The sequence below is a fragment of the Oceanobacillus luteolus genome (genome assembly GCF_023715655.1).
GTDB lineage: Bacteria > Bacillota > Bacilli > Bacillales > Amphibacillaceae > Oceanobacillus > Oceanobacillus luteolus.
Genome location: NZ_JAMBON010000034.1, coordinates 1 through 24,162 on the forward strand (window position 1 = coordinate 1; position 24,162 = coordinate 24,162).

General features: G+C 39.2%; 22 protein-coding genes and 1 pseudogene. 14 read left to right on the forward strand and 9 right to left on the reverse strand.

Annotated elements, in window-relative coordinates:
- Positions 1–419: 419 nt before the first annotated feature.
- A complete protein-coding gene (locus M3210_RS15620) occupies positions 420–1,253 on the forward strand; it encodes a glycosyltransferase family 8 protein (protein WP_251516209.1) in 834 nt (277 codons plus the stop codon).
- A gap of 150 nt (positions 1,254–1,403) precedes the next feature.
- Here the strand turns inward: M3210_RS15620 and M3210_RS15625 are convergent, their stop codons facing one another.
- Complete coding sequence (locus tag M3210_RS15625) at positions 1,404–1,949, reverse strand: TetR/AcrR family transcriptional regulator (protein ID WP_251516212.1); 546 nt, start codon at positions 1,947–1,949, stop codon at positions 1,404–1,406.
- 175 nt (positions 1,950–2,124) lie between these two features.
- On the opposite strand from M3210_RS15625, the gene M3210_RS15630 reads away from it, so the two are divergent.
- From M3210_RS15630 to M3210_RS15675, 10 genes and pseudogenes are all read left to right on the forward strand, one after another.
- Entirely contained in the window at positions 2,125–3,048 is a 924-nt protein-coding gene (locus M3210_RS15630) for a DsbA family oxidoreductase (RefSeq protein ID WP_251516215.1), read from the forward strand.
- A gap of 164 nt (positions 3,049–3,212) precedes the next feature.
- A pseudogene (locus M3210_RS15635) lies at positions 3,213–3,937 on the forward strand (ABC transporter ATP-binding protein).
- A complete protein-coding gene (locus M3210_RS15640; protein WP_251516218.1) occupies positions 3,934–4,956 on the forward strand; it encodes an ABC transporter permease in 1,023 nt (340 codons plus the stop codon). Before M3210_RS15635 ends, M3210_RS15640 begins: the two are co-directional and overlap by 4 nt.
- A 76-nt stretch (positions 4,957–5,032) precedes the next feature.
- The gene (locus M3210_RS15645; protein ID WP_432806995.1) at positions 5,033–5,659 is read left to right on the forward strand and encodes a TetR/AcrR family transcriptional regulator; all 627 of its coding nucleotides are present in this window, start codon (positions 5,033–5,035) and stop codon (positions 5,657–5,659) included.
- Between the two features lie 136 nt (positions 5,660–5,795).
- Entirely contained in the window at positions 5,796–6,806 is a 1,011-nt protein-coding gene (gene moaA, locus M3210_RS15650) for a GTP 3',8-cyclase MoaA (RefSeq protein WP_251516224.1), read from the forward strand.
- 34 nt (positions 6,807–6,840) lie between these two features.
- Positions 6,841–7,851 carry a MoeB/ThiF family adenylyltransferase gene (locus tag M3210_RS15655; RefSeq protein ID WP_251516227.1) on the forward strand — a complete coding sequence of 337 codons (1,011 nt, stop codon included), beginning with the start codon at positions 6,841–6,843 and terminating at the stop codon, positions 7,849–7,851.
- Between the two features lie 14 nt (positions 7,852–7,865).
- On the forward strand, positions 7,866–9,158 hold the full coding sequence (locus tag M3210_RS15660) for a molybdopterin molybdotransferase MoeA (protein ID WP_251516230.1): 1,293 nt from the start codon (positions 7,866–7,868) through the stop codon (positions 9,156–9,158).
- Positions 9,155–9,622 (forward strand): molybdenum cofactor biosynthesis protein MoaE, encoded by a 468-nt coding sequence (locus tag M3210_RS15665; protein WP_251516233.1) that lies wholly within the window; start codon positions 9,155–9,157, stop codon positions 9,620–9,622. Before M3210_RS15660 ends, M3210_RS15665 begins: the two co-directional genes overlap by 4 nt.
- Positions 9,623–9,665: 43 nt before the next feature.
- Entirely contained in the window at positions 9,666–11,060 is a 1,395-nt protein-coding gene (locus tag M3210_RS15670) for an NAD-dependent succinate-semialdehyde dehydrogenase (RefSeq protein WP_251516236.1), read from the forward strand.
- A 197-nt stretch (positions 11,061–11,257) separates the two neighbouring features.
- A complete protein-coding gene (locus M3210_RS15675; protein WP_251516239.1) occupies positions 11,258–12,451 on the forward strand; it encodes a DUF4317 domain-containing protein in 1,194 nt (397 codons plus the stop codon).
- 402 nt (positions 12,452–12,853) lie between these two features.
- On the opposite strand, the gene M3210_RS15680 is transcribed toward M3210_RS15675, so the two are convergent.
- The 3 genes from M3210_RS15680 to M3210_RS15690 all read right to left on the reverse strand — a co-directional run bounded on the left by M3210_RS15680 (position 12,854) and on the right by M3210_RS15690 (position 17,138).
- Positions 12,854–14,170, reverse strand: a complete 1,317-nt coding sequence (locus M3210_RS15680) for a short-chain fatty acid transporter (RefSeq protein ID WP_251516241.1) — start codon at positions 14,168–14,170, stop codon at positions 12,854–12,856.
- A 167-nt stretch (positions 14,171–14,337) separates the two neighbouring features.
- Positions 14,338–15,504: a nucleotide sugar dehydrogenase gene (locus M3210_RS15685; RefSeq protein ID WP_251516258.1), complete on the reverse strand. Its 1,167-nt coding sequence runs from the start codon at positions 15,502–15,504 to the stop codon at positions 14,338–14,340.
- 164 nt (positions 15,505–15,668) lie between these two features.
- The gene (locus tag M3210_RS15690; protein ID WP_251516261.1) at positions 15,669–17,138 is read right to left on the reverse strand and encodes a BCCT family transporter; all 1,470 of its coding nucleotides are present in this window, start codon (positions 17,136–17,138) and stop codon (positions 15,669–15,671) included.
- 134 nt (positions 17,139–17,272) lie between these two features.
- On the opposite strand from M3210_RS15690, the gene M3210_RS15695 reads away from it, so the two are divergent.
- Complete coding sequence (locus M3210_RS15695) at positions 17,273–18,004, forward strand: MBL fold metallo-hydrolase (RefSeq protein WP_251516264.1); 732 nt, start codon at positions 17,273–17,275, stop codon at positions 18,002–18,004.
- 346 nt (positions 18,005–18,350) lie between these two features.
- On the opposite strand, the gene M3210_RS15700 is transcribed toward M3210_RS15695, so the two are convergent.
- Together M3210_RS15700 and M3210_RS15705 are read right to left on the reverse strand one after the other, a co-directional pair.
- Positions 18,351–19,289, reverse strand: a complete 939-nt coding sequence (locus tag M3210_RS15700) for a DMT family transporter (protein ID WP_251516267.1) — start codon at positions 19,287–19,289, stop codon at positions 18,351–18,353.
- 65 nt (positions 19,290–19,354) lie between these two features.
- Positions 19,355–19,909, reverse strand: coding sequence for a Gmad2 immunoglobulin-like domain-containing protein (locus tag M3210_RS15705; protein ID WP_251516270.1), 555 nt, complete (start codon positions 19,907–19,909; stop codon positions 19,355–19,357).
- A gap of 233 nt (positions 19,910–20,142) precedes the next feature.
- Here M3210_RS15705 and metA point away from each other — a divergent pair, with 233 nt between their 5' ends.
- Entirely contained in the window at positions 20,143–21,051 is a 909-nt protein-coding gene (metA, locus tag M3210_RS15710) for a homoserine O-acetyltransferase MetA (protein ID WP_251516273.1), read from the forward strand.
- A gap of 37 nt (positions 21,052–21,088) precedes the next feature.
- Here metA and M3210_RS15715 read toward each other — a convergent pair whose 3' ends face one another.
- Together M3210_RS15715 and M3210_RS15720 are read right to left on the reverse strand one after the other, a co-directional pair.
- Positions 21,089–21,352 (reverse strand): DUF3006 domain-containing protein, encoded by a 264-nt coding sequence (locus M3210_RS15715; RefSeq protein ID WP_251516276.1) that lies wholly within the window; start codon positions 21,350–21,352, stop codon positions 21,089–21,091.
- Positions 21,349–22,602: an MBL fold metallo-hydrolase gene (locus M3210_RS15720; protein ID WP_251516279.1), complete on the reverse strand. Its 1,254-nt coding sequence runs from the start codon at positions 22,600–22,602 to the stop codon at positions 21,349–21,351. Before M3210_RS15720 ends, M3210_RS15715 begins: the two co-directional genes overlap by 4 nt.
- Before the next feature lie 239 nt (positions 22,603–22,841).
- Here M3210_RS15720 and M3210_RS15725 point away from each other — a divergent pair, with 239 nt between their 5' ends.
- Positions 22,842–23,180 carry a DUF3006 domain-containing protein gene (locus M3210_RS15725; RefSeq protein ID WP_251516282.1) on the forward strand — a complete coding sequence of 113 codons (339 nt, stop codon included), beginning with the start codon at positions 22,842–22,844 and terminating at the stop codon, positions 23,178–23,180.
- Here the strand turns inward: M3210_RS15725 and coaW are convergent.
- Positions 23,169–23,966, reverse strand: coding sequence for a type II pantothenate kinase (gene coaW / locus M3210_RS15730; protein WP_251516284.1), 798 nt, complete (start codon positions 23,964–23,966; stop codon positions 23,169–23,171). The genes M3210_RS15725 and coaW overlap by 12 nt on opposite strands.
- Positions 23,967–24,162: the final 196 nt, after the last annotated feature.

The window sequence follows — 24,162 nt, forward strand, 5'->3', positions numbered from 1 at the left end:
CTCGTCTTAACTGCAAGAAAACTAGTGCGTTTGGTGGATGCGCTACTACGTAAAAACCAAATTTACACGCCGGAAAGGAGCGTACATACATGAAGCATGATTAGCTTCTAAATCCTTCCAATAATTTACAGTAAATTCGCATAACTTTACTGGGTTAGTTTAGTGTTGCCTTTTTTAAGGATAATGCACCTTGATAACTGAACAATTATTTATTTACCTCTTGACATATCACCGCAGGTCTTTTTCATTAATTAGGTTCATTGATTTCGATAAAGGAGAGGGCTACTGTTATTTTTTTATATCCTATGTCTCAACCAGAGGAGTTAGAACCCTTGCGATATATTTCTCGCTGTCGTTATTTGCCATAGTTTTTTAGCAGTGATGGTATAATAATAGAAACACAAAATAGAGGAGTTGGTATGAAGTTGAACATACTTGTTACACTTGATTCCAATTATATTAGACCGCTACAGGTCATGCTCAAATCGATGTTTCTCAATAATCCTGATGTAAAATTTTCTATCTATCTCATGCATTCATCTTTAAAATCGGAAGAAGTACTGCTGCTTCAAGATGGCGTGAGAGGTGAAGGCCATATCCTCCACGAACTTAAAATAACAGATGAATATTTCCGGGAGGCACCAGTGGTTAAACATTATACGAAGGAAATGTACTACAGGCTGTTGGCATTTAAGTTTTTACCAGAAACCCTCGATCGCATCCTTTACCTTGACCCTGATATCCTTATCATCAATGAGATTAAGAGTTTATATGATACAGACCTTACAGACTACCTTTATGCCGCCGCTTACCACGATATCGCAAAAATAAAAGAACTGAATAAAATCCGCTTAAAAGCTTATGAAATGGAGGCTTATTATAATTCTGGTGTACTTTTGATGAATTTGGAAGAGCAACGAAAGAGGATAAGTGAACAGGATATCTTCGACTTTGTGGAAGAGAACAAGAAGCGGCTCGTCCTACCAGACCAAGATATTCTAAACGCGCTCTATTCCCAGGATATAAAAGAAATAGAGGAAGTGCTCTATAATTATGATGCGAGGTTTTATCAATATTACAAACTGGCCAGCAAAGGAGAATTCGGCATGGATTATGTAATTAATGAGACATCGATTATCCACTTTTGCGGGAAGAAGAAGCCGTGGTTGAAAAGTTATACAGGAAAGTTCCATTCTCTATATAAACATTATGAAAAGCTGACGTTTGGAAAGGCAGTAACTGTGAATAACTAGGGCTATAAGAATTTTCCTCCTGATACTATATATCACGGAACAACATCTGTAATTCCCTAAAAATAAACTTCGCCATCTATCCCTGATTCTATTCAAATAACATTCAGTGGGGTAGGTAAAGCAATTCCCACTGAATGAAGTTTCACTTTTTTATGGCAGTAAGTAAGGGATGGCTGGTTTAATGAATGTTTCTGGCTCCACATCTGCATTGCCTTTTCGCCAATCTGCAGATGCTCCGTACAATCCCCAGCTAAGGATTGATGCAGTCCGCTCGAGCCCGGTACTGTCATTCTCTGGGAATTGATTACTTAACATCTTTGCGAATATCACTTCCAGCTGATCCCTAATAATTCTAGCAATGGTCTCTTCATAACCACGATGGCAACGTGTGGATAAGGAAAGTTGAAAGTTAGTTATCTCCTTAAAGATGGCAGTCAATGTTTCTTCATTAATTTCACTCTCAACAAAATCCTCATAACTCAAGTTCACCAATAATGACTCTGTCAAAGCTTTGTCCAATAAATCGTAAATATCTTCAAAATGATAATAAAAAGTAGAGCGATTGATCTGTGCAGCGGTTGTTATATCTTTAATTGTGAGGTCTTTAAATTCTTTTTTCGATGAGAGTTCTACAAAGGAGTCCATAATAAGCTGCCGCGTTCGTAAAATTCTTGGATCTGTACTGGTTTGTTTCATTTCGTCCTCCCCCTCTTTTTCCAACACTTTTGTAAATATGTAGGATATCCAACAGATTAGAAAAACTAATGGTGTTTACTGTATCTGCTATTGATTATACTAGCATTAAGAAATGAAGAGAAGAATTTTGATTACAATGAATTTTCTTCATGATAGTCTAGGGAGGAAGATAGAAATGGAAAATAGAAACAATCTTATTTGTGATATGGAAACAGGGGTATGTGGTCCTGCAGATGACACAGAAATGGAGTTGATTGATTTGAACGAACCGAAGAAAACAATTGAATTATATTATGTGACTGATCCGATTTGTTCCCATTGCTGGGCTATCGAGCCGACATTACGGAGATTCATGGAACAGTATGGTCATTACTTCAACGTAAATACCGTAATGGGTGGTTTATTGGAGAAATGGCATGATGGACCAATCGACCCAGCGAATGGTATTTATGGACCGGCAGATGTAGCGCCACACTGGAGAGAAGTTGGAGAGCATTCACGCATGCCGATTGATGGTTCACTTATGATTGATAATCCAGTGCAATCTTCATTCCCGGCATCCCGTGTTTTTAAAATTGTCCAGAAACATCATGGTGATGAAAAAGCATTCGAATATCTTCGTCGTGCAAGGGAAGCGTTGTTTGCTTTCAACGAAAATATTGGTGAGAAATCAGTACTAGTGGACATTGTCAATAATACGGGATTAGATGGTGAAGCAATTGTTACTGAGGCAGATGAAGAGGAAGGTATGACTCTTTTAAACGAAGACTTTGCACTCACACGCAGTCTTGGTGCGCGTGGTTTTCCAACCATCATCATGGCAAATGAGGAAAATAAAGGAGTCAAAATTGTTGGAGGTCGTCCGTTTGATTACTATGTCGCAGGGCTAAGACAAGTATTAGGAGAAGAACCTGAACCAAAGGAACAACCCAAATTGGAGGATTTACTTGCTAAGGAAAAATTGTTGTTCTCAAAAGAGATTGAAGTAATGTATAATTTGGAGCAGGCAGAAGTAAATGAATTCCTCGACAAAGAATTAACTCAAGGCAACTATGAAACAAAAGAGATATTAGGGGAAAAATACATTATAAGCAACTAAACGGAAGTGGAGCAGTCAGGGGAAGTTCCTGATTGATCCACTTTTTTATGCGCACCCTATTTTGTATTGCAACTTAAATGAGTGATTACTCACTTTACAAATGGAACAACGTCAAGTATATTTAAAGTGAGTAATCACTCACTTTAAATAAGGGGGTACAAAGGGTGGAGGAATACTGTGTATCTATAAGGAATGTATCTAAGAAATTTGGAAAACAGCAAGTACTTTTCAATATCAATTTAGATATTAAGAAAGGAGAGATTTTCGGTCTATTGGGACCGTCTGGAGCAGGCAAAACTACACTCGTAAAGGAGTTAGCAGGATTAGATACTCCAACGACTGGTGAAAATATGGTTTTAGGAACCAAAATGCCGAATTTAAACGTAATTAATAGAATTGGCTATATGGCGCAATCGGATGCTTTATATGAAGATTTATCTGCTAAGGAAAACCTGCAATTTTTTGCGAGTCTCTTTGGATTAAAGGGAAAAGAAAAAATAACCGAATTCAAGCAGTGATGGAACTTGTTGATCTACAAAATCACACACAAAAACTTGTCGCAGGATATTCTGGTGGAATGAAACGTAGACTCTCATTGGCTATTGCCTTACTCCATGAACCTGAATTACTTATCCTTGACGAACCTACTGTCGGAATTGACCCGGTCTTACGTAAAAAAATCTGGGATGCATTTGAGAATCTAAATAAACATGGAACGACGATTATTGTTACGACACATGTCATGGGAGAGGCAGAGAAATGTCATCGACTTGGACTAATTCGTAGTGGAGAATTAATAGCTGAAGGAACTCCCCAGCAATTAAAGGAAAACACAAACACAGACTCTATAGAAGATGCATTTTTAGTTTATGGAGGTGAGGGGATATGAGAGTAAAAGCTGTAGTTACACGTATTTTACAACAAATCTTTCGGGATAAGCGGACTATCGGATTATTAATTTTTGCACCTATTTTAGTTTTAACGATGCTGCATCTGATTTTCAATGGTGATGATTATACACCCAAAATAGGAATGGTAGACGTTCCTGACATGATTTCTGATAATCTCGATACTGGTGCTGAAGTGACTTATTACACAGAGGAGGGATCGGCAGAAAAGGATTTGGAGAAACAGTTAATTGATGGCTATATAACTTTTACAGGCAATAAACCGAGCGCATATCTTGAAGGCAGTGATCCAATGGTAAATGGTGAAGTAATTCGTTGGATACACTCTACCTTTGCTCCCCTACAGAAAAATTCGCAAGAGGATTTATCGGTTCACTTTTTGCACGGAGCGAACGATATGGGGCAATTTGATTACTTTGGACCGGTTTTACTAGGTTTTTTTGTGTTCTTTTTCGTTTTTATTATTGCAGGAGTATCTTTCATTCGCGAAAGAACAACTGGGACATTGGAGCGTCTCCTATCCACACCAATCCGCAAATGGGAACTTGTAACTGGTTATACGATAGGTTTTGGAACGATCACGCTTCTACAGTCTACGCTAATTGCAGCATACGCAATCTTTGTCCTTGATATGATGATGGAAGGTTCCTTTTTCCATTTGTTAATGATTATTTTAGCACTGGCACTTACAGCACTTACATTAGGAATCCTTATCTCATCCTTTGCAAATAATGAACTGCAAATGATTCAATTCATTCCATTGGTTGTTATTCCACAATTATTTTTCTCTGGTTTGTTTCACTTGGAAACCATTTCGGATTGGCTAAGTTGGATTGGTCCATTAACACCACTTTATTATGCAGCCGAAGCACTAAGAGATGTCATGGTACGTGGCTATGGTTTATCGGAGATTTATAACGAGCTTGTAGTGATGATAGGTTTTTCATGTCTATTTTTCTTTCTAAACATCCTTTCTTTACGGAAATACAGGAAAATCTAGTTCCTGTATAAATTGCAATTCATGAATAAGATAGCTTATCATAAGAATAAACACTTATGAATACGAGGAGATGCCTGTGTTTAATGATGCTGATAATTTAACGGAAAAACAAAAAGGTATATTGACTGCAGCTACTGAGTTGTTTGCTGAAAAGGGGTACGCAGCAACTTCAACTAGTGAAATTGCGAAAAAAGCAGGTGTGGCCGAGGGTACCATTTTTCGACATTATAAGTCTAAAAAGGATTTACTATTAACGGTTGTTTCTCCGGTAATGATAAAAATAATTGGACCATATATAAAAAAAGATCTTTATAATGTATTGGATGCTGAATTCGACCATTATGAAGACTTCCTTCGAGCTATGATTGCGAACCGTATAAATTTTATTACGGATAATATTTTATTTCTCCGTATTGTCGTCCAAGAGTTACCATTTCATGAGGAACTCAAAAATCAGGCAGTGGAACATATTGGGAAGGATATCTTTGAAAAGTTGCGTGGAGTCATTCGTTATTATCAAGAAAAAGGGCAAATTATCCCAGGACATCCGGATGCAATCATTCGCATGGTCGGTTCATCAATTTTCAGCTATATTCTTTCGAGGTATGTACTTTTTCCGGAAAGCGCTTGGGAGGATGAAGAAATAGAGGTTGACCGTATCATACAGTTACTATCTAACGGAATAGGAATGATAGATGAGTAAAAGGGCAATATTCTTGTCCTTTTTCTTATTTAACGAACTTACATATTTTATCTCTAAAAAATTCAAACTATTCGATATTGACAGGCATAAGGATTATAATAGAATTAGTTAATTCAATTGAGGGGAGTGGGTAACGATGACAATAATCACAGATAAGTTTGGCAGGCCGCTCCAAGATTTGCGGATTTCAGTTACCGATCGGTGTAATTTTCGCTGTACGTATTGCATGCCAAGAGAAATTTTCGGGCCGGATTATGAATTTTTGCCTAAAGACCATCTGTTATCAAGTGAAGAAATTGTCCGGATAGCAACTGCTTTTGTTGCTCTTGGTGTGAATAAAATCCGCTTAACGGGCGGAGAACCACTGCTACGGAGAGATTTACCACAACTTATCGAAAAACTAAGTGTAATCGAGGGACTTGATGATATTGCACTTACGACGAACGCTTCCTTACTGCCAAATAAAGCCGAAGCCATTAAAGATGCAGGGTTGAAACGGATCAATGTCAGTCTCGATGCTCTCGATGACGAAACTTTCCTATCCATAAATGATAGTGGAGTACGCACGGAACGGGTGTTAAAAGGGATTGATAAAGCACTCGAAGTCGGTTTAGAAGTAAAAGTGAACATGGTCGTAAAAAAAGGGATAAATGAACAAGAAATCATCCCAATGGCGAAGTTTTTTAAGGGAAAAGGGATTACATTACGGTTTATCGAATTCATGGACGTGGGGACAACGAATGGTTGGGATTTCAGTAAAGTTGTAACGAAAAAGGAAATCTTTAATCAACTCAGTGAGCATTTTGAATTAGAACCAGTTGATCCGGATTATTTGGGTGAAGTGGCCAAACGTTACCGGTATAAAGGGACAAATACTGAGGTCGGATTTATTACTTCCGTCTCGGAATCATTTTGTTCAACTTGTACACGAGCGCGGATTTCTGCAGATGGAAAGATATATACTTGTTTATTTGCTTCAGGGGGATATGACTTGAAAAAGCTTGTCCGCTCTGAATCTGATGATGAAATAATCAAACAAACGATAGCCTCGATTTGGAGTAAGCGAACGGACCGTTACTCTGATGAGCGTACAGAACTTACAGCAAAAAATAAGAAAAAAATTGAAATGTCCTATATTGGTGGTTAAGAATAATCAGCAGGAACGAAAGGATCGTATTGTGATGAAAGAACGATATTCACGGCAAGCATTATTTAAGCCAATCGGAAAGACGGGCCAGAAAAAGATTAGTGAAAGTCATGTCATGATTCTTGGCTGCGGCGCACTTGGTACGGCCAATGCGGCTAATCTTGCACGGGCCGGTGTTGGTAAGCTGACAATCATTGATCGTGATTATGTGGAACGGAGTAATTTGCAACGTCAGCAATTATTTACAGACAAAGACGCGGAAAATCAAGTTCCAAAAGTCATTGCGGCAAAAGAAAAATTAGAAGCAGTCAACCCTGAAATTGAGGTTAATGCACTAATTTTAGATGTGACCGGAGAAGAGCTTGCTCCATACCTTAAAGATGTGGACCTCGTCATCGACGCAACGGATAATTTTGATATTCGATTCGTTATGAATGACTTGATTCATAAACACAAGCTTCCTTGGATTTTTGGCTCTTGTGTCGGGAGTACAGGTATGAGCTATACTATCTTACCTGGTGAGACCCCTTGTCTTGCATGCATTTTAGATACGACGACTTTATCTGGTGCGACTTGTGATTCGGTCGGAATTATCGCACCAGCTGTGCAAATGGTTGTCGCACATCAGACGGCAGAAGCATTGAAGTTGCTTGTTGGGGATGTAAATTCGTTAAGAACAAAACTAGTCATGTTTGATTTATGGACGAATCAATACCAGATGATTAAAGTGGATCGTGCCAAAAAAGCTTCTTGTCCGAGTTGTGGTGTAGATCCAAGTTATCCGGCCTTGAGTTACGACACCCGAACGAAAACAGAAGTGCTTTGCGGAAGAAACACGGTACAAATACGAGCAAACCGCCACATCGTTTTGGAAGAGCTGGCAAGCAGGCTGGAGAAACTCGGATCTATCCACGTAAATAAATTTTTGCTCTCCCTCCATTATGGTGACTATCGAGTTGTTGTTTTCTCTGATGGCCGTGCATTCATTCATGGTACAAGTTCAATGGAAGAAGCTAGAAAGATATATTATCAGTTGGTTGGTTAGGAAGGTGAGCAAAAATGGTAGAAATACGAACCCCGATTGAAGTGAACGATGCAATTAAACATGTTATGGAGTTCGCGAAAAAGGGTGAAAAAATATATGTTCCGTTAGAAGAAAGTCATGGCTATTTTCTTGCGGAAGATTTGATTAGTGATCATCCGGTCCCTCCATTTAACCGGACGAGGTATGATGGTTTTGCAGTGAGGGCTGTCGATACAGAGAAAGCATCCCAGGAGAATCCTGTCGAACTTGAAGTCGTCGCTGAAATTGGCGCGGGCAGTGTGTTTGGAAAAGAAGTTGGAAATCAAGAAGCAGTGCGTATTATGACAGGAGCCGAGATTCCACCAGGTTGTGATGCAGTCGTCATGCTTGAGGAAGTCACCGAATGGAAACGGGAAGGTAAAACTGTTATTGAGATTACTAGAAAACTCGATCACTTAGAGAATATTACCTTAAAAGGTGAAGATACGAAAAAAGGGGAAGTGCTCGTTAAAAAGGGAACGTATATCAATCCCGGTATTATGGCAGTTCTCGCGACTTTCGGTTATAAAAAAGTACCAGTAACAAAGAAACCGAGAGTTGGAATCATTTCAACGGGAAGTGAACTATTGCCGGTAGATGCTCCATTAGAGCCGGGGAAAATTAGGGATAGTAATGCGTATATGCTAATTGGTCAGATTGAACGGGCAGGGGCAACACCGGTTTCTTTAGGACAATTTGCAGATGATTTTGAGCTGTGTTATCAGCAGATTGTCGATGCATTGGAGAATGTTGATATTCTCCTTACAACTGGGGGAGTTTCTGTTGGTGATTATGATTATATTCCGGCTATTTTAGAGAAATTGAATGCGAATGTTTTATTCAATAAAATACGTATGCGTCCAGGATCCGTAACGACGGTAGCCGAAGTGGACGGAAAGTTGTTGTTTGGACTATCAGGAAATCCATCATCTTGTTATGTTGGCTTTGAAATCTTCGCAAGACCAGTGATTCGTTATTATCATACCGACAAGCCATTTTTGCAAAAAATTCAGGTGGCCCTAGGCGGAGAGTTTGCGAATTCAAATCCGTTCCATCGTTTTGTTCGAGGAAAACTTCATTTTGAGGAAGGAAATGTTGTTGCAAATCCTGTTGGATTGGATAAACCGAATATCGTCACCTCGCTGGCGGAAGCTAATGTATTAATATTGCTTCCGGGAGGAGAAAAAGGATATCACCAAAGGGAAAAAGTGACGGCAATACTGCTGGATGAACAATCTGGATCTACCTGGGAAGACTGGTTGAATGATTTAGAGGAGTGTAACCTATGACAGAGAAAATGTTTGAAATTGTGGAGGAACCAATTGATGTAGATCGTGTCATTCAAAAGGTTATCCGCAGGGAGGCTGGAGCGATTACAACTTTCCTAGGCATTGTGCGGGAGTGGACACACGGTAGAAAAACAATCTATTTGGAATACCAAGCATACGTGCCAATGGCAGAAAAAATGCTTGCTGAAATTGGTGAGGAAGTAAAGGAAAAATGGCCAGATACGATCGTCGCAGTCACACATCGAATTGGACGACTGGAAATCTCCGAAGCAGCGGTTTGTATCGCTGTATCTTCACCTCATCGGAAAGCAGCTTATGAAGCGAATGAATATGTAATTGAGCGGATTAAGCAAATTGTACCGATTTGGAAAAAAGAGCATTGGGCAGATGGTGAAACTTGGATTGGGAACCAAATGGAAACGGAAGCTTATCCGGAAGGGGAACCGGGTAGAGATAAGCGTTGATGGAAGTTTAACTTATTCAACACTTTAAAAGGGAGATGTTTTTATGGTAGAAACTATTAAAGTAACAAATCCGGCTACAGGGGAACTCGTTGAAGAAGTTACACCAGATACAGAACAGGAAATAAAATCGAAAATAGAAAAAGTGACACAAGGATTTCAAAAGTGGAAGAAAATCAATGCACATGAGCGAGCTAGATTACTGAAAGAATGGTCCAATCTTATTCAAGAGCATAAAAAGTCGATTGCTAAGGTCATGACTCTGGAAAGCGGAAAACCGTTACAAGAATCTCTTGGGGAAGTGGATTATGCAACAAGCTATATTGATTGGTTTGCTGAGGAAGCGAAACGGATTTATGGCAGAACGATTCCGGCTCATACAGAATCTAAGCGTATCCTCGTGACTCGTCAGCCGGTTGGAGTTGTTGCTGCCATTACACCTTGGAATTTCCCGGCAGCAATGATGACTAGAAAGGCTGCTCCAGCTCTTGCGGCAGGTTGTACATTTATCGTGAAACCAGCAAGCGAAACGCCACTGACAACAATGAAATTAATTGAGTTGGCGCATGAAGCTGGCATTCCAGAAGATGCAGTGCAGTATGTGAATGGATCAGGTGGAACAATCGGGGAGATTTTTACGAACACCCCACAAATAAGAAAAATAACATTTACAGGTTCAACCCCGGTTGGTAAGCAGTTGATTAAACAGAGTGCAGATTCCGTCCAACATGTATCTATGGAGTTAGGCGGACATGCTCCACTCATTGTAGCAAAAGATGCGGACCTGGATATTGCTGTCAGTCAAACGATTGCTTCAAAATTCCGAAATGCGGGTCAGACTTGTATCTGTGCCAATCGTGTCCTTGTTGCAAAGGAAGTTGTAGATGAATTTGCAGAAAAACTCGTCCAAGAGGTGCAAAAGTTAAAAGTAGGAAATGGCTTAGAGGAAGGTACACAAGTTGGCCCTGTTATTAATAAAGGTGGATTTGAGAAGGTGGTAAGTCAAATCGATGATGCGGTTGAAAAGGGCGCTGATGTATTGGTAGGTAATACATTTGATGAAAATGATGAAAAAGGTTATTATTTCGTCCATCCGACGGTGCTTAATCATGTCACGAATGAAATGGTGATCATGCAAGAAGAGACATTTGGTCCAGTATTGCCAATTACTGCTTTCGAGACGATTGAAGAAGCAGTGGATATTGCGAATAATACTCCGTTCGGATTAGCGGCATATTTCTTTACCAATGATTATCGGACAGGTACATACCTGCATGAGAATCTCAATTTTGGTGTTGTCGGCTGGAATGATGGTGCTCCATCTGCCGCTCATGCTCCTTTTGGAGGGATGAAGGAGAGTGGGATTGGAAGAGAAGGCGGATTGGAAGGTATTGAACCGTATCTTGAAACTAAATATATTTCGATTGGTGGATTGGAGTAAATTCACTGAAGAGATGGAAGTCAATCAAGGTTCATCCTTGGTTGACTTTTTTACTTGAAAAAGAGCCAAATCTATTACAATCTATTACACTGGTTAAAATGAACTATGATTTGAAGAGACGAAAAGGGACTGCCTTATCGTCTCTTTTTTGTAGTATAATAGATATCATTAGTTGCAAAGATATAAGGAGTGTTTACGTGAATAAAAAGGATATTGCAAGTTTCCGCAGACAATTAAAGTTGGAAAATGATCTTTTAAAGCTTAATGAAGTTTTTAATGTATATATTATGAAAGAATCTAGTGAGATTTATCATCAAGAGAGTACCCCGTTTGAGATGCTAGATAGAGAGCAGCAAGAACTTTTCATGGACAACTTTAAAAAAGTATTAGCTGGACAGCTCGACCGTAAACTATTTGAATTGAAATTTGCTAAAGAAGTAGAAAATAGCACACAGCTAATCCTTCATCAAGGATTGCTCACAAACGATACAGAAACTTGGAAGGATCAAATGCTCAAGGTCGTAGAAAAAATGCTTCAAGTAAAACAATATGAACAAGATATTGTTCTGACATTTGTGAACGGGGAATATTTAAAAACTGTAAAGCCGATCAGTGAAGAAACAGAAGATCATGAACGTGATAAAGTATTTTCCCATTCTTTCATCATGTGTACGATAAATACAACCCAAGATCCGAAGAAGGAATTGCTATTTGATTATGTGGAAAAAGAATTCAAATACAATATTGTCGTTGACCCAATCATCGATCTGAATGCTCCGATAGGCGGATTCCTATTCCCTTGTTTCTCTGAAGGGGAGTCAGATGTAAACCATATTTTATATTCTATTGGGAAATCCAAGGAAATTGATTTTGCCTTTATTGAAGAGGTATTAAATGCAGAAGAACTTTTCACCGCGGAAGAAGATAAGTTTGTATTCGAGGAAATCGTTAAGGATGTTGCAGGTGATCAGATTACAACTTCAACTCTCGCTAATGTCTATGAAGAAGTTCAGCGCGTTATAGAAGAGACAGACCCGAAGGATACACCAAAGCTAGACTACAAGGATGTAGAGACGGTACTAAAAAGCAGCGGAATAGAAGATGTTGAAACAGAAGTGATAGAAGCGGCATTTAAACGAGTTACCGATGACGAGACATTCGAACTGAAGGCGAATAATGTTGTACCAAAATATAATTCAAAGTCTATCAAAATCCAAACAAAAGTTGCTGATTTGAAGGTCAGCCCAAGCGAACTTCGATATCTCCGCCAAATGCGCTTGGACGGAAAACTATGTCTCGTAATCGAATTGGAAGAAAACACGGTGATTGAAGGATTCGAGATTATCGAAGAGGAAATGGTAACTAAAAAATCTGACCCAGTTTCAGAATGAATTTTTAACGATTTTTTAACAGAAGGCTAGAAGTGGTCATCTCATATGGCCTTGGGGTCAAGAAAACGGTTTAAGAAGTAACGTTAGAGTTTCTCACATGCCCTCGACGAGAAGAAAATGGCTCAAGAAGTAACGTAAGAACATCTCACATACCCTCGACGAGAAGAAAATGGCTCAAGAAGTAACGTGAGAACATCTCACATACCCTCGACGAAAAGAAAAATGGTTCAAGAGGTAACGTGAGGATATCTCACGTGCCTTCATCGTCAAGAAAAGAGCCTCTAGAGGTAACATTGACTACCATAACCAGCTCTCATCTTTAAGAAACAGAACAAAGGGTGACAGGGATTCGATCAAAAGTAAGAAAGGGCCAACCAAAGTCTTGGTTGACCCTTTCTGTATTTAAAATAACAATAATCCAATTGCGATGGGAATGAAGCTGAAAAATAGAATCATTACACAGAATCCCATGATATCACGGATCTTAAGTCCAGCAATAGCTAGGACTGGTAGTGCCCAAAACGGTTGGATCATATTTGTCCATGCATCTCCCCAAGCGACTGCCATTGCAGTTTTTGGTAGGTCTGCACCTAATTCCATTGCAGCCTGAATCATTATGGGACCTTGTACTGCCCATTGACCACCGCCTGATGGTACAAAAATATTAACTAGCCCTGCACTGATAAACGTAATAATTGGCAACGTAAAATCTGTTGCAAAAGATATAAACCAATGAGAGATTTGCTCTGATAATCCCGATGTTGTCATCATACCCATAATTCCAGCATAAAACGGGAATTGAATAATGATTCCACCAGCATTTTTCACACCATTGGAAACGGTATCGAGAAAACGCTTTGGAGTTCGATGTAATAATATTCCTAAAAACAAGAATATAAAGTTAACAATGTTAATATTCAAATCAAAGCCATTGGTAGCAAAGTGATAAATAATATAGATTAGACCAAGACCACCGATTACTATAGATATGATTTGGCTGTTCTCCAGTTTTTCTGCTGGAGTGGTAGCCTTCACTACAGGCTCTTCATCCTGTTCATCGTCTTCCGGAATATGACTTGCTGAATGAGATGAAGTTGCTCCTTTTAATAAATAGCGGTTAAATATTGGTAGCGTAATAACCATTGTAAGTACGATAAAAATATTTGCTGGACTAAAAAGAGTCTCTACTACAGGAACTTGTCCCATTAAATCCTCAAGAAAGTGTCCAGGAGTAGCGATCGTCAAGGGAACGGAGCCCGAAAATCCACCATGCCATACGAGCATTCCACTATAAGCACTCGCAATCAAAACACGAAAATCCACGGTTGGCACTCTTCTCGCAACATGTACGGCGAATAAGGCGCCGACGACTAATCCAAACCCATAGTTGATCAAACATGCTATTAGTGCAACAAAAGTAACTAGAATAACAGCTTGAGCTGGAGTTTTTGCCAAGGAGCTCAGGCTTTTAAGAGCTTTTTTTACAATAGGTGTATTCGCTAAAATATAACCAGTGACTACTACGAGGGACATCTGCATACCGAATGCAAGCAAGTCCCAAAATCCATTTCCCCAAAAAGAAACCATTTCAATTGGACCACTATCAGTGAATGAGACTCCTAATACATATACTAGGATTGTTAGAATAATAGCAAATAAAAATGCATCTGGCAGGTACCGCTGGACAAGCCGATCAAATAAACTTGTTAAAGCTCTCATCATATTCCCCCCTATAATCTTTTAATAAACGTAAGACCTTTATTTAAGTAATATGCCATAATCTAGCAGATAATGAAAGTAAAAGGTGAATAATTTAGAAAAATAAATTAATTGGAAGATTATGGGATAAAATGAAGAAGGAGAGGGTCAAGGACCTTCTCCTTAGATTAATCTCTACTAAATATATCCCTTGTATAGACCTTTTCTTTACTATCCCTTATATCATCCGAAAGCCTGTTAGCTACAATGACATCTGATATTTCTTTAAATTTCTCCAGATTATTTTCTACCTTAATACCTTCAAATTCTGTACTGTCTAGTGTCGGCTCATAAATGACAACCTCAATGCCTCGAGCAATGATTCTTTCAATGACTCCTTGGATGGCAGATTGACGGAAGTTGTCTGATCCTGATTTCATCGTGAGACGATAGATACCGACTATCTTTGGATTTCGGTCTAGAATCATTTGTGACACATGATCTTTTCTTGTTGCATTTGAGGCAACGATAGCTTTAATCATATTGTTTGGAATACCCTCAAAATGAGCAAGCAACTGTTTCGTATCTTTAGGCAGACAGTACCCGCCATAACCAAAGGAAGGGTTATTGTAATGTGTGCCGATTCGCGGGTCTAAACCTACACCTTCAATAATCTGCTGAGCATTTAATCCATTGATTTCAGCATAGCTGTCCAGTTCGTTGAAGAAAGAAACTCGCATTGCTAAATATGTATTGGCAAATAATTTAATCGCTTCAGCTTCGGTCGATTCCGTATATAATACAGGAATATCCTCTTTAACGGCACCTTGGATCAGTAAATCGGCAAATGTCTTAGCTCGTTCGGATTGTTCACCGAGTACGATTCTAGATGGATGAAGGTTATCATAGAGCGCTTTACCTTCACGTAAAAATTCCGGTGAGAAAATGATATTCTGTGTATTATATTTCTTTTTCAAACTCTCCGTATACCCTACTGGGACCGTGGATTTAATGATCATTAAGGCATCTGGGTTAATCGCGAGGACATCTTCAATCACTGATTCAACTGAACTCGTATCAAAAAAGTTTTTATCAGGGTCATAGTTTGTTGGAGTGGAGATAATGACAAAATCTGCATCTTTATGCGCGGGTTCCGGATCTGTCGTCGCTGTTAAATTCAACTCTTTTGTTCGGAAGAATTCTTCAATCATATCATCACCGATTGGTGATTTTCGTGCATTAATCATATCCGCTTTTTCTTGTATGACATCTAAGGCAGTTACTTCATTATGTTGAGCAAGCAGAACAGCATTGGCTAACCCGACATAACCTGTTCCTGCTACTGTGATTTTCATGATAGGCCTCCCATATAATCAAATTGTTACGATTTGCAGCTAATCCTTTCCCATTATATCTTATTAAGTTTAAAAAATCACGAGCATTCGATTGTGCAGCTTGAACATAAAAAGGTCCATCAAGGATATCCTTGATGGACCTAGTCTACATGTGTGTTACCACATTAAATTTCTTTTTGTAAAGCCTTGAACAGTGCAACTACCATTAATATGATAACAAAGGAAAATGGCAATGCCGCAATAATAATCGTATTTTGCAGGGCAGTTAACCCTCCAACATATAGAAGAATGACGGCAACGGCGGATTGTGCAAATCCCCAAGCGATCTTTACCATATTCGGTGGAGTGAGAGACCCTCTCGTTGTTTGCATACCAAGTACGAACGTTGCTGAGTCTGCCGACGTGATGAAGAACGACGCGATTAAGATAATCGCAAGTATGGAAAGGAAGGTCGACATCGGCAGTTGGTCAAACATATTGAACAACACGAGTTCGGTTGCAAAGCCTGAAAGGTCGATACCGTTATTTTGAATATTTCCCGCAGTCGTTCCAAATGCTGCATACCAAATGGAAATAAATAGAGTTGGTATAATCATGACACCGAGAAGGAATTCTCGTATTGTCCGCCCTCGTGACACCCGTGCAATAAACATGCCGACAAATGGAGCCCAAGAAACCCACCATGCCCAATAAAAAATTGTCCAGCCATCCAACCAGGTGCGATTGTCACCTTCCAGTGGTGCTGTCTTAAAGCTCATGCTGATCAAATTCTGAATGTATAGCCCAATTGTTTCTGTGAACATATTCATAATTAAAATGCTAGGTCCGACGGCAAGAATGATCAGCAATAAAATCACGGCTAATACAATATTTGTATTCGACAAGTATTTTATCCCACGACTCAACCCAGACCACGCAGACATGATAAATAAAAATGTAGCAACAATAATAATGATTAATTGGGAGAGAAAACCTACCTCTATACCAAATAAATGGGACAGTCCACCATTAATTTGTACAGCTCCAAATCCAAGGGAAGTTGCGACACCAAATACCGTCGCGAATACTGCAAGGACGTCGATAACTGTTCCGAGCGGGCCTTTCATAGCATCTCCGAAGAGTGGTTTTAAAGTTGCTGAAATCAAGCCAGGTTCGCCTTTTCTGAATTGGAAAAAGGCAAGTGCCAACGCAACAACACCATACATCGCCCATACATGAATACCCCAATGAAAGTAAGAAAAGGCGAGTGCATCTTTAAACGCTGCATCACTTCCAACTTCGGCATTTGGAGCATCGACAACATAGTGGAAGAGCGGCTCCGCTGCTCCGTAAAATACAAGACCGATCCCCATTCCAGCAGAAAAGAGCATTCCAATCCATGTCGGTGTAGAAAAATCTGGTTTCTCATAATCTTTTCCAAGGCGGATTTTTCCAAATCTGCTGAATGCAATCATGATTGCGATGATTACTAACGCTGACATCAATAACATGTAATACCAGCCAAATGTAGTAGAAACAAGCGATTGGATATCACTTGTAATCCTTTCAAATTGCTTCGGGAAACTAGCTCCCAAAATTACCATAAATACAACAATTGCTATAGCTATGTAGAATACTTTCGAAACCTTCTTCATATTTCCTCCATTTTTCTTAAATTAAACATATGGAACCTATTATACCCTTATTGATTGAAAATGAAACGTAAAATTGTCAAGATAGATTAAAAAAGGTTGGTCTTGAATATGGCTTGAATGAAGGAGAGATTTCCATGAAGATTACCGTTATTGGCATGTGGGGCGGATTCCCGAAGAAGGGTGAACCTTGTTCTGGATATCTGATTCAACATGAAGGATTTTCATTGCTTGTGGATTGTGGCAGTGGGGTTTTGATGAAACTACAGGAATTTATCAATTTGAATGAGATTCATCATGTCGTATTATCCCATTATCATTATGATCATAGCAGTGATGTTGGTGCTTACCAATTTTCTCGACTAGTCAATACTAAGTTGGGAAAAGTTGATCATCCATTGTGTATTTATGGACCGGAAAACCCTGTAAAAAAAGATGAATTTACATCGATACCTTATACTCAATTTCAACGTATTGATCAAGATACCGAGCTTACAATCGGACCTTTCCAACTGAATTTTTTAAAAAGTATACATCCAGTTGAGACCTATGCAATGAAGATTACATGCAAGAATCAAACCATTGTCTATACTGCAGATACAAGCTATTTTGAAGAGTTGGCAGTATTTAGTAAAGGGGCAGATCTGTTGATTGCTGAATGTAGTTTATATGAAGGAATGGATGGTAAATCATTTGGTCATATGAACGCAAGAGAAGCAGGACTACTTGCAGCAAAAGCTGAAGCAAAACAAACAATCTTAACTCATTTACCGCACTATGGGAACCTTCAGGAATTGTTACAAAGTGCCCAAGAAGTTGGTGGTATGGCAATAGATTTGGCAAAACCAGGAATGACAGTTAAGTTTTGAGCTTTTGATGACCTTATGTCGGGAACTGGTGTTCGGTGATTGATTTATGGGAAAAAGTTATATTTTTTAATTATCGTTCGTACGGGGCGCTAGAATTGGCCATATCCTTCTGGTAAACAAGGCGGTATCTACTGAAGAAGGAGTTGTTTGGCAAGATAGTGGATGAATTATAAAGAATCGCTTTTTGACTGGTTTATTCGTATCGATTATCCTTTGCTTTAGAGATGGCTCAAGGCCCCACGCCCAAAAAGTCATGGAAAGGAATTGTTTCCTTCCCATCCTTCCTCTTACGAAACGTTTCATTTCCATGACCAGTTTATATCCCCTCTCTTTTTAGGCTACCCTATCATCCTTGACCATCTCGATTTACTTCTTTTTTACCGGTATTTACAATGATTATACCCATAGCAACTAAAGCAAGAGCGATTAAAACAGCAGGGGTTAAATTCTCTCCAGGAATAAATATAGTGGACAAAATGGATCCTGAAACAGGGACAATAAATTTGTACATTGAAATTTCTCCGGCAGGATTATATTTCAATAAGGAGTACCAAAGTGCAAAGGCAACGGCGGATAAAAGTGCAGAGTAGATGAACAATCCCCAGCCGAATGGAGTGAAAATCATCGCGTTCTCATCTAACTGCGGTAAACCGATAATCAGCAAAAAGAGTGCACCTAGACAAAATTGCCACCCGGTAATGGCAAATGGATGAATCCCTTTTGCCAGTTCTTTTGCCAAAATCGTTGCAAAAGCGCTTGTTAGGCCGGATAATATCATAAATCCTTCACCCATAAACGTGAATTGGAAAGTAAAATCCTGTCCCCAGTTTGCAGCAATGATCCCTAAGAACCCAGCTAGTAGTCCGAGTGCTTTTCTTGTGCTCATTTTATCGTTGACATAAAAATAATGAGCTAATAGTACTGTAAGAAACGTTCCACTGGAATTCAGAATTGCTCCTTGCATACCTGTGACATGTGCTAAACCATTATAAAAGAAAAAGTATTGCAAAGCAGTTTGTACTAGTCCTAGAATGGCAAGTATCCCCAGTTGTTTCTTCGTGATATAAAGGTGTTTAAGATTACTGATGAGAAGAAAGGTGAGTACAATCATCCCAGCAAGCAGAAATCGCAGACCGGCGAATACTATTTTTGCTGCAATGTCATCAGCAGCAATTTGGAATTCCTCGTAACTTACTTTTAATAGAGGAAATGCACTTCCCCATAATAACGAACAAAAAACAGCAATCAATATAACAGACCATTTCATTTGTAAAAATTTTTGCATGTAAGACCCTCTAATCTCAAAAAAATTAAGGCCAATCAGATTAAGCTCTGATTGACCCGAATGATTTACTTCTCTACTTTTACTGGAATCAACAGCTCATTTTGTCTGGAGCCGTCTTCTGCACTTTCTTCATAAAGAATAAGTGTACCTGAATCAAAAGCAACATCTTCAAACGTAATTGTTATTTCAAACTCGCCCCATTCCGGAGCCGCTGCGCTCGCAGTGACGAACCCTTCGTCTAAAATATTATGTCCATCTTCGAATTCATACTGGACTGTACCTTCGAAGACCCGTGCTTCTCCACGTACAGTAAATTCATTGTCCACAACTGTATTGGGTGCAGGTTCAAAAATTCGAAAAGCTTCATTTTCTTCAACTATTTGAGACCCGTCACCTTCAGAGTCAGTTTCTTCACCATCAGGTTCCTCTGTTTCTTCTTCTGTGCTGTCTTCTTCGGGAGCCTCAGATTCATCTTCAGTTGCTTCTTCATCAACTGCAGATGTATTTTCTTCTTGCTCTGGTTGTTCCGTATCTGGGTTGTCATCCCCAGTTCCACACGCACTTAGAACAATCAAGCTAGAAAGCAACATGGTCATGAAAATAAACAGTTTTTTCTTCATTTCCTTCACCCCTCTAAAATGTACTGGTTACTCCATCATTATATATGAAAAATCGACAAGCTGAAAGTAACTCAATATGCAACTGCTATTTTGCTGTTTTTATAGGCTTGCTGTTTCAAGATTTAGTATTTATAATAAGTTTTATCATACATTAAAGTTTATATACCTTCATATCTAGTTTGGGGAGAGGGAATTGTTTCTGCATGATCATACAAAGAGGGGAGAGGTGTGGATTGCCGATTAATATACCGAAAGAGCTGCCGGCATGGGAAACATTGAAAGAGGAGAAAGTCTTTATCATGGACGAAGATCGGGCTCGGACGCAGGATATTCGTCCGCTTAATATTCTTATTATGAACTTGATGCCCGAGAAAGAAAAAACGGAACTTCAGCTTTTACGTTTATTAGGGAATACACCGTTGCAGGTAAATATCACATTTCTGCGGACTGCAACATATCAATCTAAGAATGTGAGCAATTATCACTTAGATACGTTCTACAAGACATTTGAAGAAGTGAAATCCCAAAAATTTGACGGCTTAATTATTACTGGAGCACCTATTGAGCATTTGGAATTTGAGGAGGTCAATTATTGGGAAGAGCTTAAAGAGATTATGGATTGGGCAGAAGAAAATGTAACATCGAACCTTTACATATGCTGGGGAGCTCAAGCAGCGTTGTACCATCATTATGGAATCAACAAGGAGATGCTCCCGAAAAAATATTTCGGTATTTTCAATCATGATATTGCTGATCCGACGGAAAAACTTGTTCAAGGTTTCAACGATACATTTTTAGCACCTCATTCGAGGCATACAACTGTCGATACGTCCGCTATCGAGAAGCATCCAGATTTATTCCTGCTTTCAAAGACAGACGATAATTCTGCATTTATTGTTCTTTCACAAGACAGGAAAAATATTATGATCACAGGTCATCTCGAATATGATGCGACTACATTGAGTGATGAATATTACCGTGATTTGAGAAAGGGTAAGGAGATTGAGATTCCGGTTAATTATTTCCCGGAAGATAATCCAGAGAACACACCACCAAACACTTGGCGCTCTCATACCCATTTATTGTTTTCGAATTGGCTGAACTACTACGTGTATCAAGAAACTCCATATTATTGGAATTAAAAAGAGCGGAATATGCTTCATGCATGTTCCGCTTATGTTATGACCTTTTAAATTTACTTCCTTTACTCTTCGCCCGAAGCTGGTCCATCAGACTGGCTGATTTTGCACTCGCTTGGTTTGTTGCTGTGTCATCTATGCCAGTAATTCGATATTCTCCATTCTGTTTTTTCAATTTGAAGATGGTATTCTTTTTGCTGTTTGGCGGCAACTCACTTTTTTGAACAATGATTTCTTCTTTATCTTCTTCTATCAAGATAACTGCTTGTTCACCTTCGAAACGATCTAAGATACCTTTTTTCATCGTACACATGCATTCCCTTCAGATTTAATATCTGCAATACGTGCTGGCCCAATTCCCTTAATACGTGTAAGATCGTCCACGGAATGATATGGTCGGAGGTCGATGAGATCTTGAGCGCGTTCAGGGCCGATATGGATAATTTTCTGTACCTCTTCATAGGATGCTTCGTTAATATCAACACAAGAGGCTGACTGGTTATTATCATTCTCGGATACTTCTTGCTCCTTACTAGTTGTGTCCTCCTCATTTTGAGGAGCTTTCATTGAAGAATCAGGACCACTGAACTCCACTGAGATTTCTTCGCCATCTGATGTGAGGATGATGGTTCCGTGGGTATCCGTCCCATAGATATCTATATTGCGTTCTTCAACAGCTTCTATAACTTCGGGACTAGGGTGACCATAACTATTATTAGCACCTGCACTATAAATCGCGATATCGGGCGAAACTGCATCGATAAAAGCTGGATCATTCGATGTCTTGGAACCGTGATGACCTAGATGCAACACGTCGGCATCGACAGTAAAGTTGTTCCTCATATACGATTCTCCACTACGATCAGCATCCCCTGTTAATAAAAACTGTAAACCTCCATAGGTAAAGCGTGCGGCAATGGACTCTTCGTTGGATTTTCCTGAAATGCTTTCTGGATAAATCACTTCAATATCCATTGGTCCAATTGTGAAAGTTTCGCCAGCACGTGGTTCGTGATAATCAGCATCACTTTCCAAGACTGCTTCAATAGCTCTCTGAAATGTTTGTGATGAACTTTCATTTCCAGACATCCATACTTCTCCAACCTCGAATGACTGCATGACTTTATCCAACTGACCAATATGATCTGCGTCTGGATGACTGACGATGACTAGATCAAGTGTACTGACTCCTTGGGAGTTTAAATACGGAACCACTTCATCTCCACGCCAGTCTCCGGTATCATACAGAATTGTATAATCTTCTTCAGCTTCACTGTATTGGAAAAGGGTGGCATCTGCTTGTCCGACATCGATGAAATGAATTTTCAGCTCCCGAAGGTTGGCAGGGGAGGAAGGTTCTTCTTCTATCTCCTCTTTTGTACTTATCTCTTCCTCATCTTTATCATCAGACTTTGCAGCGGATTCCGTTTCCTGTTTCTCTTTTACAGCAATAGATGCTTGCTCATGATTACTGACAGAATCAGGAGCAGATTCTCCACATGCGCTGATGAAAAATACGGCTATTAAAGCAAATATAAATGTCAAACGTCTCACATAATTTCCCCCTACTATGTCAATCTAGCAATTTCAGCGTATCAAATGAGCCGTTTAAAAGCTAGCAAGCTTAACTGGGAAAATTAAATTTTGTTACTAGAGATGTAGTATAGTTTTAGATTTTTTCATTTGGAAAACTTGAATTACGTTATGGATTTCTGGCTTTAAGAATGAAAGATACAAAGATGCAGATTACTCATTGGTTTGAAATAATACAAACAAAAATGGAGGTTTTGCATATGAATGTCTTGATAACCATATGTCTTTCACTTTACGTATCACAGATAACAACAATGGAGTGGGTAACAAGTTGGAAAAACGAAGAAATCGTCATTGGAGTAGTCGATCGTATAGAAGGGGAGACAGTCGTCATTTTAGTAGAGGAACAGCATCAAGAATTCCACATAGAAAAAGAGCGGATTCCTGTCTCCGCTCATAAGGGGGGTTGGTTTCTATTATTGATACAAGATAAGGAGCTTATCATTCTCAAAGAATTGCCGATTTTTGAGAAGAAACAAAAAAAGATAAGTAATCAATTACTTGAAAGATTACGAAAGGAAAAGCAATTATTCGAGTAATGCTCCAATCGCACCAGCATAAGCCGCTTTATCGGGAAATATAGGTTGGTAAGATAGCATTTCCTGGAAACTTAAGAATACTTCTTGAAGAGGTTTATTACCTTCTACCGTACTTCCGACAAAGACAATTTTTCCAATACCTTTGATGGCGGCAACGTTTCCAGCTAAGGAGAGAATAACTTCACCAATCAATTGTGTTAATGAGCGAAGCAGATCAGCCTCCGAATGTTCCTCTTGCAAATGGACCTTCCCAAAGTTTGCTGCTGTCAGTTCTCCTGTAAGTGGGGCATGCTGCTCTCCATAAATATCTTTAACTAATAAATCGCTGTTTTGATGATTTCCTTTCGCACTAAGTTCGACTAATTCACGGAAACTTTTGCCCTTTGCAATTAGGGAGCCTAAGCCCATCAAGGTCCCGCCGCCAACACCACTACCGAGTACCCGTTCAAATGACTGACCCTTTACATGAAAAATTGACGTACCTGTTCCTATACTAACAAGGATATATTCATCAATTTTTTCAGGGAATTCTTCCAATAGATAATTGGTTCCCTGTACGATCGCAGTAAATTCTTCCACAGTATGATTAGGCTGTTTCATGGACGCTTTAAGTTGATTCCATCTTCCTCCTGTACCGTATATATGAGCATCTGGAGCAAGCATCTGCAGCCATTTTGCCAACTGCTCTTGTTGATTGTAGGAGTATGTTTTAACATGCAGTAACCCTTTTTCTTCATAAGCTAATTTGATTAAAGAACCACCAGCATCGATCCCAATTCTTTTCACTCTTATTCCCCCTTTGTAAAATCGTTACCGTTATTATCTTAATGTAGTTATTTCTAGTCAAGTCAGGTAAAATGTAATTAAGTGAAACTTTTCTAGGGAATATGACGTATTACAAGATAAGAAATAGTGAAGTATATATCCATGTCTGACTGATAGAACGATATCGTAAGGGACATGTACTTTTATATAGGAGTGA

What these genes read in the sequence shown, in the direction of transcription:
- M3210_RS15620 (WP_251516209.1), top strand. Translation starts at nt 420, where the DNA reads ATGAAGTTGAACATACTTGTTACACTTGATTCCAATTATATTAGACCG.
- M3210_RS15625 (WP_251516212.1), bottom strand. Translation starts at nt 1,949, where the DNA reads ATGAAACAAACCAGTACAGATCCAAGAATTTTACGAACGCGGCAGCTT.
- M3210_RS15630 (WP_251516215.1), top strand. Translation starts at nt 2,125, where the DNA reads ATGGAAAATAGAAACAATCTTATTTGTGATATGGAAACAGGGGTATGT.
- M3210_RS15640 (WP_251516218.1), top strand. Translation starts at nt 3,934, where the DNA reads ATGAGAGTAAAAGCTGTAGTTACACGTATTTTACAACAAATCTTTCGG.
- moaA (WP_251516224.1), top strand. Translation starts at nt 5,796, where the DNA reads ATGACAATAATCACAGATAAGTTTGGCAGGCCGCTCCAAGATTTGCGG.
- M3210_RS15655 (WP_251516227.1), top strand. Translation starts at nt 6,841, where the DNA reads ATGAAAGAACGATATTCACGGCAAGCATTATTTAAGCCAATCGGAAAG.
- M3210_RS15660 (WP_251516230.1), top strand. Translation starts at nt 7,866, where the DNA reads ATGGTAGAAATACGAACCCCGATTGAAGTGAACGATGCAATTAAACAT.
- M3210_RS15665 (WP_251516233.1), top strand. Translation starts at nt 9,155, where the DNA reads ATGACAGAGAAAATGTTTGAAATTGTGGAGGAACCAATTGATGTAGAT.
- M3210_RS15670 (WP_251516236.1), top strand. Translation starts at nt 9,666, where the DNA reads ATGGTAGAAACTATTAAAGTAACAAATCCGGCTACAGGGGAACTCGTT.
- M3210_RS15680 (WP_251516241.1), bottom strand. Translation starts at nt 14,170, where the DNA reads ATGAGAGCTTTAACAAGTTTATTTGATCGGCTTGTCCAGCGGTACCTG.
- M3210_RS15685 (WP_251516258.1), bottom strand. Translation starts at nt 15,504, where the DNA reads ATGAAAATCACAGTAGCAGGAACAGGTTATGTCGGGTTAGCCAATGCT.
- M3210_RS15690 (WP_251516261.1), bottom strand. Translation starts at nt 17,138, where the DNA reads ATGAAGAAGGTTTCGAAAGTATTCTACATAGCTATAGCAATTGTTGTA.
- M3210_RS15695 (WP_251516264.1), top strand. Translation starts at nt 17,273, where the DNA reads ATGAAGATTACCGTTATTGGCATGTGGGGCGGATTCCCGAAGAAGGGT.
- M3210_RS15700 (WP_251516267.1), bottom strand. Translation starts at nt 19,289, where the DNA reads ATGCAAAAATTTTTACAAATGAAATGGTCTGTTATATTGATTGCTGTT.
- M3210_RS15705 (WP_251516270.1), bottom strand. Translation starts at nt 19,909, where the DNA reads ATGAAGAAAAAACTGTTTATTTTCATGACCATGTTGCTTTCTAGCTTG.
- M3210_RS15715 (WP_251516276.1), bottom strand. Translation starts at nt 21,352, where the DNA reads ATGAAAAAAGGTATCTTAGATCGTTTCGAAGGTGAACAAGCAGTTATC.
- M3210_RS15725 (WP_251516282.1), top strand. Translation starts at nt 22,842, where the DNA reads ATGAATGTCTTGATAACCATATGTCTTTCACTTTACGTATCACAGATA.